This is a genomic window from Flavobacterium sp. JAS, from assembly GCF_020991455.1.
In the GTDB taxonomy this organism is placed as follows: domain Bacteria; phylum Bacteroidota; class Bacteroidia; order Flavobacteriales; family Flavobacteriaceae; genus Flavobacterium.
Genome location: NZ_JAJMOX010000019.1, coordinates 1 through 16,535, shown reverse-complemented (window position 1 = coordinate 16,535; position 16,535 = coordinate 1). Strand labels below are relative to the sequence as shown.

The following is a 16,535-nucleotide window of genomic DNA, read 5'->3' as shown; positions in this document are numbered from 1 at the left end:
AGCCGAAAAACCGATTAAGCATCAGATGAGTTGCGAGTCAATAATAAGTTTTTAGAATCAAAAGTTAATAAGCGACAGAAAGAATGTGCAAGACATATAATAAAATTGGTTCACTAATGACTTTAAAGTTACATTTAGAGCAAAACAACATCTATGAATTTAAGTCATTAAAGGAGGTCATTGATTTTCAAAAGTCGTATACAATTTTACGAGAGCAATTAATTTCTCAACACGAGAATCTGATTGAAGAAGAAAAAAACATGCTCAATGTAGATTTGCCTAATTTAGACATCGCAATTGAAACTCAAAGGGAGGTATCGATTGAGATGTTGGTCAAAGTAATTGATAAGCTGAAACAACAATTGAACAATTCAACAAACCGTGCTTCAACAAATTTTTTTCAAAAACTATCTAGCGCTTTAATACATTGGAACTATAAAAGAAAAATAAAAAGCAGAGAGAATAATTTTGAAATTGAAGTAGAAATGTCAATAAGCAAACTTGTTAAAGATTATCAAGTCAAAAGCGATCGTTATCAATTTATAACTTCATATTTTAGTGAAGCAGTAGAGCAAAGTGCTCATTATCCTTTATCAGAGCTTGAAAGAAAAAAATCAGCAATAGATGAGCTCAATAGTTATATTTATGGCGCAATAGGAGAACAAAAAGTAGTTAAGACATTGGAATCTCTATCTGATGAATATTTTTTGATTAATGACTTTGCAGTTTCATTTTCACCTGCAATCTATAATAGAAAAGAAAATGATTATATAAAGTCTGTTCAAATTGACCATATACTAGTAGGTCCATCTGGAATATTTGTTATTGAGACAAAGAATTGGAGTGAAAAGTCATTAGAAAATTTCAGCTTACGTTCACCTGTAGCGCAAGTTAAAAGGACAAGCTTTGCATTATTTTATTTGCTAAATAATGAGAAGAGTAATTATCATATAGGTTTAGACAAGCATCACTGGGGTGATAAAAAAGTACCAATCAAAAATCTCATTGCTTTGACTAACACAAAACCAAAAGAGGAATTTCAGTATGTAAAGGTTCTGACTGTCAACGAGCTTAATAGTTATGTGAAATATTTTAAACCAATATTTTCGTATAATGAGACAAAGAGAATCGCTGACATGATTTTACGGATTAACGAATGAAACGAAATAAAAAACAGAAAACTTAGTGACTGTAACAATAGTTATTCATTAAACTAGCTGAAGTGTAAAATTCATAAACCATTTTTAAATGAACTTTATTATAAACTTTTGCTTTTGTGCTTCGATTTTCCGAAGACAAGTCCATCCATTTAAAAAACCTTAGACAACATAATGAACATAAAAGAAGCATTCGAAATTTTGAACTTATCGCAAAATAGTTCAAAAGAAGAAGTAAAAGAAGCGCATAGAAATCTAATTAAAAAATTTCATCCCAGAGCTGCAGATGAAAATCATAATGAAGCAGCAGTTATTAATAATGCTCGTGATATAGTAATACAATATTTTGAACAAATGGAAAACAACATCTCCTTAGTGAAACAAGTCGTCGAAATTATGAATGTTGATCGGGCACAAACAACTAAACAAAACGAGTATAAATTACAAACTGACGCAATTTTCAATAAAGTTTCCAGAAAGTACGGTAGTAAATATAAAAAACTGCAGTCCGAAGCTAAGCTTGTTGCTGCTATTACAGGTACATTAGCACTATTATCAAGTAATATTTTACCTATTATAAAAACATCTTCAGCGAAAGATGTTGAAGCAGTGGCTTTATTTGGTTTCATGACATTTGCAATAGGAGCATATTATATTTTCTTAAATTCTAAAGCTGAAAGAATTAAAGATTCGTTAGAAGAATTAAAGGATTTTTTAAATGACAAAGCGAACTATTACGAGATCTTTAATAGTATATTACTATACCGTAATGATAAATCTACAAAAATCACTAGAAACGAATTTGAAAGTTTGATATATAATTGGATAAACGACAAACCAATCCGTAAGAATAAGTCATCACTTAACAATGCTCTAGCAGAAATGTTTAACACATTTGAATTAGGAAATTTCAGTTTAAAAGATTTAGTAAAGAAAATAGGCTATAATGATTTTTCTAGATTAATAATTTCGACAGGTCTTGAAAAAAATATTATGTCTGAAGAAGAGGTTTCCCTAGATGGTGTGACAAGAATAGAATATGTAATTAATACTAAAAGTACAGTATAACTGTAGTTTGGAATTTTAAACGAAAAAATAGAAAAATGGAATTTGGAATAAACAATTTTAAGGACTTTGTAGAAACTATTTCTTATGGTGTTACAACAGTTTCCTTATTAGGATTGTGGGCTACATATATTTCTTCAAAGAAACAAATTCACTTCACAACTATGGAAAAGTGTGTTTCTAATTTTAAAGAAATTATAAAATGTAGTGGCTCACAAAGTGATAAATCTGCTGAATATATAGAATTTGTCAGTGAAGAACTTTTTTATTTTGAAAATGGCTATTTGCCTTTAGCAGTTAGTATTGAATGGATTGATGGCATGATTGATTATTTACCTTTTTATGATAAAAACAAAGTATTTATTAAAAGTAATCGTTTGGATTCATTAAAAAATCAAGATCAAACCATTCGACTCCTTCGCGATTATCCAAGAATTCGTAAAGCAATTCAAATGCGCGAAGAAATTGATTTCGAAATTGCACATGTGTCAATTGAGAACGAAAATGATCGTGAAATGAGGAGACAAGAACGAGATAAAATTATTTATGCAGTCATAATGAATTTAAATATCGGCTGGTGGAAAAAATTTCGACTTAGACAAAAAATAGCAAACCGTTAATGGTTTTCCTGAAATGAGATTTGTATTAGACAATAATTTTTGAATAAGTATATATCATATTGTTAACATGAAGGCTAGTTTAAATATACCTTAATCTAATTTTAAAAATATGGGCATTGATAAATCTGAATTAATAACTTTTATTCTAGCAGTTACTCTTTTAATTTTATTTATAGTGATTCGTTATGTCATTATTAGACGTAGATTTAATAGGAGAGGAGTTGCAGGTCTGCAGCAATTTAAAAATTACGAACAAGCTTGGGTAATTACATTGATCGAAAAAATTCTGATGGTAACATCTTTTATAATAATATTTTTAAGCCTAGCTATAATTTTGATTTTTATCTTTTTTTAAAATCAATAATAATCAAACAGGTATTTATACTGTGCTCATTTTATTTATAAAAAACTAATTTGCCATTAAAATATGCTGTTGCTTCACATTCAATAAAATAAAAGGGTTTTTAAAAATTATAAAGAAAATATGTCGAAAAAATTGCGATTTCAAGAACCGATAAAAATTGCACCGAATATTATAGGATGGCTTGATGAAAATTATGCTCCTATTATCATTGATGAAAGAACAAATGAACATTTAGATCCTACAAATCTTGATCACAAAATCATAATTTACGAACAGCAAGTGAGAGAATGGTTTTTAAACCCTGCTGCTGCGTTAATTCCGATTGAGAATCGAGGCTTTATTGTCTTAATGATTTGCTTATCATATCTTGAAGGCGTAGAACAATATCGAAGAGGCGAGAGCAGCAAAAACAAAAGCAAAGAGTTTTTTATATCAGCTTTAAAAAAAATGTACCCCAATGAATTTTCAGATGGTGAGCTTAAAACGTTATATGATGAGGCTAGGAATGGTTTATTTCATAACGGAATGGTTAAGGGGAAAATAATAATAAATTACGAGTTTGAGGAAAGTATTCGCTTTCAAGGCACAATGGATATTCGAATAAATCCAAGAAAATTATTTGAAGATATCGAGAATGATTTTACAAATCTTTTAGCGGAATTAAAAGTTGAGGGAGTAATTAGAAATCAATTTGATCAAATGTATTCTAACATATAAAAAAACATTATACTTGAGTACTAAATATAAAATAGCTAAGCATTAATGTAAAGAGCTAAGGACTATAATAATATAAAATGTCTATGATTGATAAATATCTCAATAACTCCTTTTTATTAATTGATAAATTCGATGTAAAAAAAAGAGTAATACTCCAAGTTGGAAAATCAAAAAATCATGCACTCAATTCTAGACCTGCGTTATTTGAATTTAATGGAGAAAGGTATATTTTGAAATATAAAACAATTGTTCCAATTGGCACCCAACATCATGATGAACTTAAAATTCGAAAACATTCCGAATTAATATTAAATAATGGTAATCTTAAGATTTATACGGAAGGTAAAGATGTAATTCCAACTCATATTTCCATTCCAGATTTTGAGAAAGCAAATTTTATTGGGAAAAGATTAAAAAAAGTTGTTGTATCAGAAATATCATCTCTGTCGACAGAAAAAAAATCATTCTACGCTAAAGATAGATTTTATAGAGCAATAATCCCTTTACCAAACGAAGTAAGACTTTTTGGTAATTTTACAGGATGGTCATTTAAGATAGATAATAAAAGTTATTTTGAAACCTTAATGAAGTTGAGGATATCTGGCGCTAATTTTGATTTCTACACCTTCAAAAAAGAAAAAAAAAATTATTTTGTAATTGATTCCCTTGATATACTATTGTTTAATGATTTTATGAGATTTGTTAATTCTATTTTGTTATCATATGCATTTTTAAAAGGAAAGTACTATGGCGAAATCGCATATGTATTTTCATATTCGAATAATAAATTAATAACTCCAAAAAGTTTAAAAACGCTAATTCTAGGTGGAGGAAAATATGATGGTTTTCTAATTCATACAACCAATCCATATAGTGTTCAAAAGTTCAGAATAGAAAGTAAAAGTAAAAAAAATGAGGTTGGAAAAATAATTACAAATGACCCCTTAAGAAAATATATGGTTGAATTTCCACATGAAAATTTTTCTAAACTATGTGAGCTTATAGAGACAAAAGGAGGGATATTACGATCAGTTATACTATTTGTAAATAATAATTCCACAACGCTTGAAATGAAAATTCCTATTTTATACGTTGCGTTAGAAAATATTACAAAAGCATTATTTGGTAATAATTCTGTAGTTGAAAAATTAATAGATAATGAAAAAATAGAAAAGGAGATTAAGGGCCAAATTAAATTAATTGTAAAAGGTATAAATAAAATTAAGCGAGATAATAAGCCATCTAATTTATTAGTTGCAGAAAAAAAGGCATATGATGCCACATTTGAAAGGATTATAAATAAATTTTATAATTATAACAAGGGAACTAATAACCAAAAACTTTCTGAACCCTTTTCTTTATATGGTTATAAATTAACTAAAGAAGAAGAAGATTTAATAATAATTCATAGGAATAAATTTTTACATGGAGATGATTTTTCAGATGTTAACTTACATTATGAATATGAATTTAGGGAGTTGTTTCATATTAGTTTAAAGCTACAAAAACTTATTTCGATACTATTATTAAAAGCATCTGGATACAGTGGTTACATATTAAATAACACTAAAAATTATGATTATATTTCTGAAAAGAATCTTAATGAAAGTGGGTTTATAAAAATATAGAAATTTTTGTAGATGTAATATTTGTTTAATAAAGATAAAATAAATGAAAATAGAACATCAAAAGATTGAAAGTTTGCTGATTGAAGTTTATAAATCAGATTATTACATAATAGCATCTGCAGATCATTTTCAATCCAATGAGGAATATAAATTATATGTAAATCATATTGAAATAATGATTGAAGAATTTGGATTGATAAATCATTTGAAAACTAAAAAATCAACATTATTTCTGACTAAATTTGGGAGGAATGTTATTGTAAATTATAGAGGCTGGATCAAGTATTTAGAACACGAGAAAAAAGTGCAAGACAGAGTTGAATTGAAGGCTCAATACGATTTAAAAGTATCAAAATATTTGGCCAAAACAAGATTTTGGCCTTTAATCATTTCTATAATAAGTTTATTGCTAACTATTGGAAATATGTTAAGATAAGAATTTAAAGTAAATTAGTAAAGGAGTTTGTAGATTTACATTCAATTATTAAAACTAAAACTAGATTTTTAAAACAAAGGGATACAATTTGTATCCCTTTGTTTTAAATAATAATTTGTTCTAATTCTTCTAATAATCTAATAACATCCAGAGATTCTTTAGATTTAGGAATTCCATTCCAATTCCAAGGGTCTTCAACGGCTTCTATTTTTAGCAACAGTTTTTGAACTTCTTTGATATGAAATCGATCTAGTTCACCGGATTTAATTGTGTCTTTACAGTACCTAATAGCATTATGCTTGATATAATTGCCAATGCATTTTTTCTGAGATTCAATTTGAATCTTAATAAAATTTAAACTCATACTTCTTTTTTTTTAATTAAGAAACAAAGGTATTTTATGAGTTAATTTTAAAATAGGACACTAAATATTAAGTAAATTTTCATGTGATTTCTTATTACTTTTAAAAGGTTAATTTTTAAAATTTATCCTTTTCCTATTATTTTTAGCAGTAATAAAGTGAAAAGCTTTATTGTTCATTTGTCTCTGAATTTTTCTTAATGTTTTTAATAAAATAGGAGGTAGATATACCTGTTCTGGCATAAAAAGCATTCGCAAAACGTTGGGTAGTGCTAAAACCAACTTCTTCAGCGAGAGCTTTATTGTTATATTTACGATACCTCTTATCTTGTTTCATCAAATAAATTAAATAATCTATTTTTAGGTCATTAATATAATCAGTGAATTTTTTACCTCTAAAGTGATATATTATTTTATAGAGATAATTGATATTTGTCTTGAATAGAACAGCAAGTTTGGGCAGTGTCATGTTTTTTTCAAGATATCTTTTTTCTCTTTCAAATTTCTCGAGTTTTTTTAAAAGAATGGAAACAGTATCCTGATTTATATCTTCAATACTATTAGTATTAGCTTTCGGCTCTGCTTTAGTTTCTTCATTTCGATTCATTAACTCCAGGAAGTTTTTTCGGTACTTATTTTTATTTTTATTGTATCGGTAAAAAAGAAACCCTATACCTAAAAGAAGTGTGATAAGAATTAGCACGAAAATCAAGTCATTATATTTTCTCAACTCAAGTGAATGTTCCATTTTTTTCATTTCCATAAGCATTTTCTGGCTGTCATAATCCTTGAGAATTCTCTTGCTTAAGTATCGATATTGATTGTCTAGAATGCTATCAGCTTTAAGAAGTCTTTTACTATAATAAAGCTGTTTTTCCAAGTCTTTTTTTGACTTGTAGTACTCAATTAACAATTTATAATTTTGAATTAAGTCAGCTCGGATATAATCCTTATCTTCAAGAATTTGGTCAACTTTCATAAAATAAAATATAGCCTGATCTGGCTTAGAGAGTTTCCAGTAACTGGCACCTATATAGAAATAACCCACAGATTCATTGCTATAATCCTCTGCCTCTTTAATGTTTTTTATAATATAGTTAATTTCTTCGATAGCTTTTCGATAATTGGATTTGAAATACTGGTTGATTCCTTCGGAGTGAATAAAATAAATATTCATTTCATCACAGGAAAGCCTTTTACCTTCTGCAAGACCCTTTCGGTTCATTTCAGTACATAATCCATAATTACCTATTCTATTATAGCAAAGTCCCAGTAAGTGTATTGAATTAAGATAGGGCCTAACGTCATCTTTCTTGAAGTAATCAATACATTCTCTAAACAATGAAATTGCTTCATTGTAATAGCCTAAATAGTATTTTATGCTAGCGATATTGTATTTTACCTTGTGTATCAGATAGTGATCATCTGTTTGTGAAATGAATTTATTAGCGATCAAATAATTATCTAAAGCATATTTGTGTTTTTTCATTCCATAGAAAACTATTCCCTTAGATAAATAGGCAGAACCAATTAAGGCTTTGTTTGCAGTTATCCTGGCCGTATAAATCATACTGTCTGCATAAACAAGTTTTAAGTTGTCCTTGGAGTAATGCAGATAATTTTTATACCCATTAGTAATTTCTTCTGAATTTTTCTCAGATTTAGCTTTGTAAAGAAATGATTTTAGATAGAGTGCCTGGATTTCAGGATCTCTCTGAGATTCTTCGATTCTATCAAAAATATAATCAAAATCTTTATTTTCAATTGTATCTGGAATGATAAAAGCTTTCTTCTGGGCAAATGTTTGAAATGCCAAGAGAAAGCAGATTATTAAAAATATTTTTTTTTGATGATATAGCATATTATGATTTAGGATACCGTAGCGATATTTTAGAATAATGCGATAAAATACTGATAAAAAGAGCCTTTCAAATTTAATATAAACAATTGAAAACCAGTATCTTTTTGTAAGAAAATAGCATATGGATTTTCGTAAAATTCATATGCTAAAATTATAAAATCCATAATAAATGGCTTGTTTTTAAATAATACGGCTTTTAGATTTGTCCTGAATTCAAAAGCAAAAAAATTAGTATCGTACTAAATGAAAGTTCTGCTAGCCCAGGCGAATTGAACTGAGTATTATTTATCATTCACATTCAATCAATCTTAAATCATGAAAAATTTATTAGTAATCGTTTTTTTCTGTCTGTTCATTTCTTGTTCAACGGAAAATGATAATACATCATCTGAAAATATAAATAGCAAATCTATTGTATCACAGGAACATTTAATCTCTATTGAGAATAATACAGCAAGTAAAAAGTACAATGACGCTCTTGTAGCATATTTGAACAAGAATAAATATCCGGATTCGGTGGAAGAATTATCTAGTATGATTCAATTTATTTTAGATCAATATGTAGCGTCAAATAAAGCGGAGTCTATAACGTATCAACAGATACTTAGAATTAACAATAAGCCTATAAATGAATTGTCTACGTTATTAGGAAATTCATTGCTAGGTATGGAAGCCAAAGTTCAGCTTGAAACCTTCATTCAAAATTTAATTAATCTTCAAGGAAAAGATTTTAAGGAAATTTCAAGTTATCTAGTATTCTTTGAAGAGGAGGTATTAAAAAATACAGTTTTGACTGATCATGAAAAAGAAAGTATTCTTGCAGTTTCTACCGTCTCATTATACTCATTTCAAAATGAAGCTAAACGTAAAGATAAAGACTGGGAAACATCAGTAGGAAATAGAAAAACGCCACCATTTTTTGAGCCTGGTCAGAGATCTATTATTTCTGTCATAGCAGTAATTCAAAAAATTATTTAGAAGATATTGTAGTCATTATGGATTTTGATTTTAAAATCTTAGGTCTTAATTGGGTTATTAGATAAAGAAATTTAATTAAAGAATTTTTCTAAAAGCAGAGCTAGTTTTTTCTACCATATGAAAGTTCCATTATAGTGACGATAGAAAAATTAATGTAACCAATGTTTTTTGAATTGTGAATCATGATCAAAGATTTAATAAATATTGAACTAAAGGACTTGCCCATTGAAGGTTTAGACATTCATATCATCAAAAAATATGTGATAAAAACAGCGGCTCAAGAATCTTTTATAGTCAATAATTTCTCTATTCTTTTAATAAAATCGGGTAAGTTCAAAATTCAGTTTAAAGAAATTACACAGGAATTAACGGCAAGAGATTTAATGATTATTCCTAAAAACTCTTTTTGTACACTATTGGAAGTTCATGATAAATTACAGCTGTTTTTAATTTCTTTCACACTAGATTTTGCATTTAAAAATTGTTTAAAAAAAGAATTAGTTGAATCTATTTACTTTTTGATTGCAAAATCAACAATGAGAATTAAATTAGAGGAAAAGGACTTTTTAGTCCTATCCCTTATTTATAAGCTTATTCATCTTGTAGTTAAAGATATAGAGCAGAAGGTATTTGATACTGAATTACAACGTATCAGTTTTAATTTATTTCTATATGAACTGAGATTAATTTACACCAAATACAGCAATGATTTAGTGCAAAATTTCTCCAGAAAAGAAAGTCTTACTATGGAATTTTTAACTGTGGTAACTATTCACTGCATTAAACAGCACAGCGTAAAGTTTTATGCTGGATCTTTATTTGTTACCTCAGGATATTTAAATAAAGTTGTAAAACAGATAACCGGAAGAACTGCAAAAAAAATAATAGGAGATGCCATTATCATAGAAGCCAGAAATCTTCTTGAAGATCCACAAACATCAATTGCTGATATTGCTGAAGAATTGGAATTTAGCAGCGTATATACTTTTAGTAAATTTTTCAAAAAACATACTTCTATTTCACCTTCTGAATATCGTTCGAATTCTCTCGAGAAATTTAGACATCGTTAGTTTTCGCTGCATTAAGTGTAAATTAAAACAATAGAATGATGAATAGTATATATCCTTTAGAATGGCTGGATATTTTGATATTAGAAACTTTTAATTCAAAAAAAGCAAATATCCAATTGCTTTCAGAAAGAGATTTATCTCTTATATCAGAAAATGTTTTGATAGAATCGCAAAAAGTTCAGCTTCAGCTTAAAAAAGAATTTTTTTCTCTACATAAAAAGAGTGAGATACGTCTTTTGGTGCGTAAATATCATTCCACAATAATATTCCTTCTAGATACTATAATCGAAAGTCAGCAGGATGAAATGTTTAAATCAGATTCTATCTCTAAGATTATTACTACCATAATCAGCAGTTTGGATGAAATGCTTTCCTTCGTAGAAAATCGTTATTCGAACTATTTAAGTCTTGACGAGAGAGTACCTGTCACATGTTTAATAGTCTATAGAAAAGAACTTTCGTTGAAATTAAACAAACTTAAAAATAGGAAGTTTATTGATAACTCTGATATTAGGATAATAGCAATTATAGTTGATGTACTGTCAAAAAAAATACAATCTAATACAGGACGTAAAATTACATATAGACAAATCTTTTATCTCAAGGACCTTTTAAAAAAATTGGATACAGTTTCTGATTCCGGTGAAAGGAGTAATTTCAATTCTGGCCTGCATGAGTTATTAATAGCACAAAATTTCAATTGCCCAATCTATATCAATTATTACATTGATCAAATTATTGCTGATACTAGTACGCAAGGGAATTCGAATGACAAATTGAATCGGTTGTTATTTCATTATAAAGAATTCAGCCAGTTAATATCGAATGAAAAAGTCACGTTTGATCCGAGCCAGCACAATATTAAATATGTTTTAAATAACTGGTTTAAGCACGAGATAGGTTATTTAGAGCGAAGAATAGATTTATCCTTCGAAGACAAGGAGATTTTTAAAAGCGCTGATTTTTCTGTTAGTGTACTAAAGGACAATAAAGTTGAATGTATTTTATCAACCGACCAGATGGCTTTAGTAATAAGAGCTGCAGACGAATCAAGAATAATTAAAGCAAAATCGATGAATTATATTTTCAAAACAATTGTTCCTCATCTTTCAACACCACAGAAAAAAGATTTGTCGTACGATGCAATGCGTAGCAAATCTTACGTAGCGGAAGAAAGAGACAAGGAAATTGCAATTAAAGCCTTAGAACGTATGATCAAACATATAAAAGGATTTTAAGCAGGGGAACTATTATTAATTTTTCTAAACGCTTGTTGATTATAAAGTCTTGAATACAATTTGTATACAATTGCATTTCTATTAATGATTTTAAAAAAGGAATATTTCTCAAGTAGAGGTTTGAATTTTTCAATTCCTTTATCAGAGATACAATTAAAGTATAGCCAAGCTATCTCATTATCGGAAAGTTGAGCTCTTAAGATACTTGTATACGAATATTTAATTTCAAAATCGATAGTTGCATCTTTTGAAAATTTTCTTTCATCAACCATCTTAACCATTCTATATAAATTTCTGTAATAGTGTCCATAGTCACTATTGAATTTAAAATATACAAAATCATAAATTGATTGAAATCTTGTAGTTACGCTTTTTGAATCGCTTATTATAGTATCCTTTATAAAGTTATTTATTGCATTAAATTCCAGATTAATTTGACGATTTTGATGCTTAATGAGATTTATCAATACTCTATCTTGCGTTTTATTTTTATGAAGAGGAACAAGTAGATTGATATCATCTTGTAATAGCTGATGTAATAATTCTAGAGAAAATTTAAAAACATCTCTAGATCCTAGGGTTTGAGATGAATTTATTACTGCTGTAATGTTATCAAACCTATCATATTTACTTATGTAATTAATAAGATTTGTATCAAGTTTTAACGATTGTGGATCAAAATCAAAATTTTGAACAATTTGATGATGTAGAGATAATAGATTAAAAAAAGTAGATTCAAAATTTTGTCTATAATCTATCTCGCTTTGTTGTTCAAATTGATCTCTGACCTGCTGATTTGCTTGGTATTGAACAATAAATGCCATAAAAGTTAAAAAACCTACTCCAATTCCAACAACAGGATTTAATAATCCCCCCACGGCATCACCAACATTTCCATATTTTGAAATGTTTGACAAATCAAGAATAAAAGGTGCCATTAAAATTACAAATCCGATAATGGATATTCCAATAAAATAAAAACTTAAATTTCTAGAGAATTTTAATTGTTCTACTAAAGTAAATTTCTCTTTTTCCGATGTTTTCATGAATCTAAATTAATTAATTATTCAACTCAATTTAGGGCAATGTACCAAATTGGTAAGGCTTTACATCATAAGTTGAATTTTAGTTTTGCGAATATAAGAAATTACATAACCCTAGTCTTTATTAATAAAAATTATTTGTAATAAAGAATAGTTTTTAAAATAAGATTATATCGTATTTTAAAATAAGAGGTACAACTTGGGGTACAACAAAAGTTGGACTTGTAGCAAGACATTTCAATTCGTTACTTTGACTTGTAAAATAAATCATTAAGTACTTTTTAATGATTTATACATAGGATGAAAAGGATGTTGAACGATTAAATGAAAAGGCTATGTTTACGAATATTTCATGGAGCAATTATATAATTGCAGTAACAGTACTATTGATGATTTGGTATCTTGTTATGGGATTTAAATACTATTATTTTGAACTTCTGCAAATCATCTCAGGCAAACAACAAATTAAATTTCTAAATTTTAGAAAAACAAAAAAGCGGATTACTTACAATTCTACAGGTGATGATAATTTAAAAGCAAATTTCTTCTCTTCATTTGACACGTTAGAAGATGCTGAAGAATTATCTGAACACATCGTAAAAGCAATTAAAGAAAGTTTTGAAAGAAATTTATCTAAAGAAGAGTTTCAAAATTATTTAAGATTACTGCTGGCAGAATATCCTTTTGTAAAGATTTCTTCTTTACGTGAGAATATAAATAAAATTCTTGTCTCGGAATCTGCGATGCATCCAAATCTGCTTTTAACTTATGAAGTAGCAGATAGTCTTTGGGAGGAGATTACTTAAAAAATATAGTGGAGGAATATTCCCTTTTCTCTCTGGTGCGGTATGGCTTAATGTGACAAGGAAATAGAGCTGTAATTGCGGTATTCCTCCACTTTTTATTGAAGAAAAATTTAAACTTTAAAATGATGTGTGATGAAAATATGGAATTGGAATTTAAAGCGTTTTTCGAAAGTTAGAATGTTATCAAAAGGAACTTTATTATTGTTGTTATTAATTCAGTTTGATGGGTATACACAGGATGGAGTGGCCGGAATTAATGAAGCCAATCAAAAAGTCAGGAGTTATTTTGATGCGGGTACAGAGCTTATGTATGCTGTTGGTGCTTTACTTGGTCTAATTGGCGCTGTAAAAGTGTACCAGAAATGGAATGCCGGTGATCCTGATACCGGAAAAGTTGCTGCTGCCTGGTTTGGGAGCTGTGTCTTTTTAGTTGTTGTGGCGACTGTTATTAAATCTTTCTTCGGTGTTTAAGTAGCAAATAGTAACACTAAGAAAATGAGCAACAGCGTATACCAAATCAACAAAGGAATTAATCAATCTATTGAATTTAAAGGTCTTAAAGCTCAGTACATATGGTACTTAGGTGGAGGAGTTGTGGGGCTTATGATTGTTTTTGCAATTCTTTTTTTTATTGGAATTCCTTCTCTAATCTGTGTTGCAATTATCGGCATTACAGGAACTGTTATGGTTATCAAAATTTACAAAATGAGCCATCAGTTTGGAGAACATGGCATGATGAAAGCCATAGCCAAAAAACAGATTCCAAAGAATGTAAAGGTCTACAGCAGAAGAATTTTTATTAACTGATAGTTAAGTAAGGTTAACGGTAAAATTGAGAAGAGATGGAGAAAGTGATAGATGATGTTTTACCAATTATGGATGTTCAGCACGACTGTATCTTGTCCAAACAAGGGGATGTAACGGTAGTTTTTAAGGCAGAACTTCCTGAAATTTTCACAATGTCGGATCAGGAATATGAAGCGTTTCATCAATCCTGGATTAAGGCAATTAAAATACTTCCCAAGTTTTGTGTTTTCCACAAGCAGGACTGGTTTATGGAGAGTCAATATAAGGCCGATTTTACAAGGGATGACAGCAGTTTTTTAACAAGAAGTAGTGAACGGTTTTTTAACGAAAGACCGTTTTTGGATCATTCTTGCTATATTATAATCACTAAAAAACCGACTGGAAGAAAAAACTCCAGTTCCCTGTTTTCTAATCTGATCAGGAGTTCAATAGCCCCTGAAGAAACCCTGAAAAAACAATTGCTTCAGGACTTTCTTGACTGCACAGGCCAGTTTAAGAGAATTATGGAAGACAGCGGTTTTGTAAAACTTACCCGCTTAAGAAACGACAAACTTAAAAGCCAGAGCAGAAATATTGGACTTGTGGAGAAATATTGTTTTTTATCTGAAAGTGAAACCTCATTTGTATATCAGGACATTAAATTTAATGAAGGACTACAGATAGGAGACAAGCATTGTCAATTATTTACCTTGGGTGATGCAGCTGACTTGCCAGCTCTTTGCGGGTCAAGAATCAATTATGACAGGTATTCCACAGATAAAACAAAATTCAGTGTGGGATTTGCCTCGACTCTTGGACAGTTATTATCGTGTAATCATATCTATAACCAGTACATATTTATTGAAGACGCGCAGAAGACCATTCAAAAACTCGAAAGCAAAAGACTGAGATTACAGTCATTATCTGCTTACAGCAGGGAAAATATGATAGCCCGTGATGCCACAAACGATTTTTTAAATGAGGCTATCTCTCAGCAGAGACTGCCAGTTAAAGCTCATTTTAATGTCTTGGCATGGACTTCAGACCTGGAAGAATTAAAGGATATCAAGAACAAAATATCATCTGCGCTCGCTCAAATGGATTCTGCTGCGAAACAGGAAACTGTAGGGGCTCCACAAATTTATTGGGCAGGAATACCGGGAAACGCTGCAGACTTCCCAATGAATGACACCTTTGATACGTTCACAGAGCAGGCTGTCTGTTTTTTAAATATGGAAACAGGTTACAGATCTTCTCTGAGTCCCATGGGAATCCGGCTAGGGGATAGGCTGACAGGAAAACCGGTTCATGTTGATATCAGTGATGAACCAATGAAGATGGGCATCTGTACCAACCGTAATAAGTTTATACTGGGGCCATCGGGAAGCGGGAAATCTTTTTTTACCAATCATATGGTGCGGAGCTATTATGAGCAAGGAACGCACATCGTACTTGTAGATGTCGGGCACAGTTACAAGGGGTTATGTGATATGGTTGGCGGCTACTATTTTACTTATGATGAAAAGAATCCCATCAGATTTAATCCTTTTTACATCAGTGAAGGCGATAGTCTTGATACTGAGAAAAAGGAAAGTATTAAAACATTGCTGTTGGCGCTGTGGAAAAAAGATGACGAAACTTTTAATAGAAGTGAGTACGTGGCCTTGTCCAATTCACTTCAATTGTATTATGAGAAATTGGAGATTAATAAAGATATTTTTCCCTGTTTCAACACCTTTTATGAATTTTTGAAAGATGACTTTGTTCCCATATTGGAAAGTGATAAGGTAAAAGAAAAAGACTTTGATGTCAATAATTTTCTCTACGTGCTCCGTCCTTATTACAAGAACGGTGAGTTTGATTATCTGCTAAATGCGACCGAAAATCTAGACCTTTTAAAAGAGCGGTTTATAGTTTTTGAATTGGATAATATCAAAGATCACCCTATACTCTTTCCGGTTGTGACAATAATCATCATGGAAGTGTTTATCAGTAAAATGCGAAAGCTTAAAGGTATCCGTAAAATGATATTGATAGAAGAGGCTTGGAAAGCTATAGCCAGAGAGGGAATGGCGGAATACCTTAAGTACTTGTTTAAGACCGTGAGGAAGTTCTTTGGAGAAGCGATTGTAGTAACCCAGGAGGTTGAAGATATTATTTCTTCACCAGTTGTGAAGCAGGCGATTATCAATAATAGTGACTGTAAGATCTTGCTGGATCAAAGTAAGTATCAAAATAAGTTTGATCAGATTCAAGAACTGCTCGGTCTCACTGAAAAGGAAAAAGCCCTAGTGCTGTCGGTAAATAAATCCAATGACCCTGATAAAAAATACAAGGAAGTATTTATATCACTAGGAGGAGTGCTTTCCAAAGTGTATCGAACGGAAGTTTCACTGGAGGAGTAT

At 29.8% G+C, this 16,535-nt stretch carries 17 protein-coding genes; 14 read left to right on the top strand and 3 right to left on the bottom strand.

Annotated features, from left to right (window positions below):
• Nucleotides 1-116 precede the first annotated feature (116 nt).
• From LPB88_RS22425 to LPB88_RS22395, 7 genes are all read left to right on the top strand, one after another.
• Nucleotides 117-1,160 carry a nuclease-related domain-containing protein gene (locus LPB88_RS22425; RefSeq protein WP_230717895.1) on the top strand — a complete coding sequence of 348 codons (1,044 nt, stop codon included), beginning with the start codon at nt 117-119 and terminating at the stop codon, nt 1,158-1,160.
• 171 nt (nt 1,161-1,331) lie between these two features.
• Nucleotides 1,332-2,225 (top strand): DnaJ domain-containing protein, encoded by an 894-nt coding sequence (locus LPB88_RS22420; protein WP_230717894.1) that lies wholly within the window; start codon nt 1,332-1,334, stop codon nt 2,223-2,225.
• A gap of 35 nt (nt 2,226-2,260) precedes the next feature.
• The gene (locus LPB88_RS22415; RefSeq protein WP_230717893.1) at nt 2,261-2,842 is read left to right on the top strand and encodes a hypothetical protein; all 582 of its coding nucleotides are present in this window, start codon (nt 2,261-2,263) and stop codon (nt 2,840-2,842) included.
• Between the two features lie 109 nt (nt 2,843-2,951).
• Nucleotides 2,952-3,197, top strand: a complete 246-nt coding sequence (locus LPB88_RS22410; protein WP_230717892.1) for a hypothetical protein — start codon at nt 2,952-2,954, stop codon at nt 3,195-3,197.
• A gap of 129 nt (nt 3,198-3,326) precedes the next feature.
• Nucleotides 3,327-3,923 (top strand): hypothetical protein, encoded by a 597-nt coding sequence (locus LPB88_RS22405; protein WP_230717891.1) that lies wholly within the window; start codon nt 3,327-3,329, stop codon nt 3,921-3,923.
• 83 nt (nt 3,924-4,006) lie between these two features.
• Nucleotides 4,007-5,551, top strand: coding sequence for a hypothetical protein (locus tag LPB88_RS22400; protein ID WP_230717890.1), 1,545 nt, complete (start codon nt 4,007-4,009; stop codon nt 5,549-5,551).
• Nucleotides 5,552-5,594: 43 nt separating this feature from the next.
• Nucleotides 5,595-5,987: a hypothetical protein gene (locus LPB88_RS22395; protein WP_230717889.1), complete on the top strand. Its 393-nt coding sequence runs from the start codon at nt 5,595-5,597 to the stop codon at nt 5,985-5,987.
• A gap of 103 nt (nt 5,988-6,090) precedes the next feature.
• Here LPB88_RS22395 and LPB88_RS22390 read toward each other — a convergent pair whose 3' ends face one another.
• Both LPB88_RS22390 and LPB88_RS22385 read right to left on the bottom strand, forming a co-directional pair.
• The gene (locus LPB88_RS22390) at nt 6,091-6,351 is read right to left on the bottom strand and encodes a hypothetical protein (RefSeq protein WP_230717888.1); all 261 of its coding nucleotides are present in this window, start codon (nt 6,349-6,351) and stop codon (nt 6,091-6,093) included.
• A gap of 166 nt (nt 6,352-6,517) precedes the next feature.
• A complete protein-coding gene (locus tag LPB88_RS22385) occupies nt 6,518-8,164 on the bottom strand; it encodes a helix-turn-helix domain-containing protein (RefSeq protein ID WP_230717887.1) in 1,647 nt (548 codons plus the stop codon).
• A gap of 360 nt (nt 8,165-8,524) precedes the next feature.
• On the opposite strand from LPB88_RS22385, the gene LPB88_RS22380 reads away from it, so the two are divergent.
• From LPB88_RS22380 to LPB88_RS22370, 3 genes are all read left to right on the top strand, one after another.
• Complete coding sequence (locus LPB88_RS22380) at nt 8,525-9,187, top strand: hypothetical protein (RefSeq protein ID WP_230717886.1); 663 nt, start codon at nt 8,525-8,527, stop codon at nt 9,185-9,187.
• Between the two features lie 182 nt (nt 9,188-9,369).
• Nucleotides 9,370-10,257, top strand: coding sequence for a helix-turn-helix transcriptional regulator (locus LPB88_RS22375; RefSeq protein ID WP_230717885.1), 888 nt, complete (start codon nt 9,370-9,372; stop codon nt 10,255-10,257).
• Between the two features lie 35 nt (nt 10,258-10,292).
• Nucleotides 10,293-11,495 (top strand): hypothetical protein, encoded by a 1,203-nt coding sequence (locus LPB88_RS22370; protein WP_230717884.1) that lies wholly within the window; start codon nt 10,293-10,295, stop codon nt 11,493-11,495.
• Here LPB88_RS22370 and LPB88_RS22365 read toward each other — a convergent pair.
• Nucleotides 11,492-12,541, bottom strand: a complete 1,050-nt coding sequence (locus LPB88_RS22365) for a putative phage abortive infection protein (RefSeq protein WP_230717883.1) — start codon at nt 12,539-12,541, stop codon at nt 11,492-11,494. The two genes, LPB88_RS22370 and LPB88_RS22365, sit on opposite strands and share 4 nt — an antisense overlap.
• 332 nt (nt 12,542-12,873) lie before the next feature.
• On the opposite strand from LPB88_RS22365, the gene LPB88_RS22360 reads away from it, so the two are divergent.
• The 4 genes from LPB88_RS22360 to LPB88_RS22345 all read left to right on the top strand — a co-directional run.
• Nucleotides 12,874-13,344, top strand: coding sequence for a hypothetical protein (locus tag LPB88_RS22360; RefSeq protein WP_230717882.1), 471 nt, complete (start codon nt 12,874-12,876; stop codon nt 13,342-13,344).
• A gap of 177 nt (nt 13,345-13,521) precedes the next feature.
• On the top strand, nt 13,522-13,815 hold the full coding sequence (locus LPB88_RS22355; RefSeq protein ID WP_230717925.1) for a DUF4134 domain-containing protein: 294 nt from the start codon (nt 13,522-13,524) through the stop codon (nt 13,813-13,815).
• A gap of 24 nt (nt 13,816-13,839) precedes the next feature.
• Nucleotides 13,840-14,151, top strand: coding sequence for a DUF4133 domain-containing protein (locus LPB88_RS22350; protein WP_230717881.1), 312 nt, complete (start codon nt 13,840-13,842; stop codon nt 14,149-14,151).
• 35 nt (nt 14,152-14,186) lie between these two features.
• Nucleotides 14,187-16,535 (top strand): TraG family conjugative transposon ATPase (locus LPB88_RS22345; protein ID WP_230717880.1); only part of this gene is annotated, 2,349 nt, incomplete at its 3' end.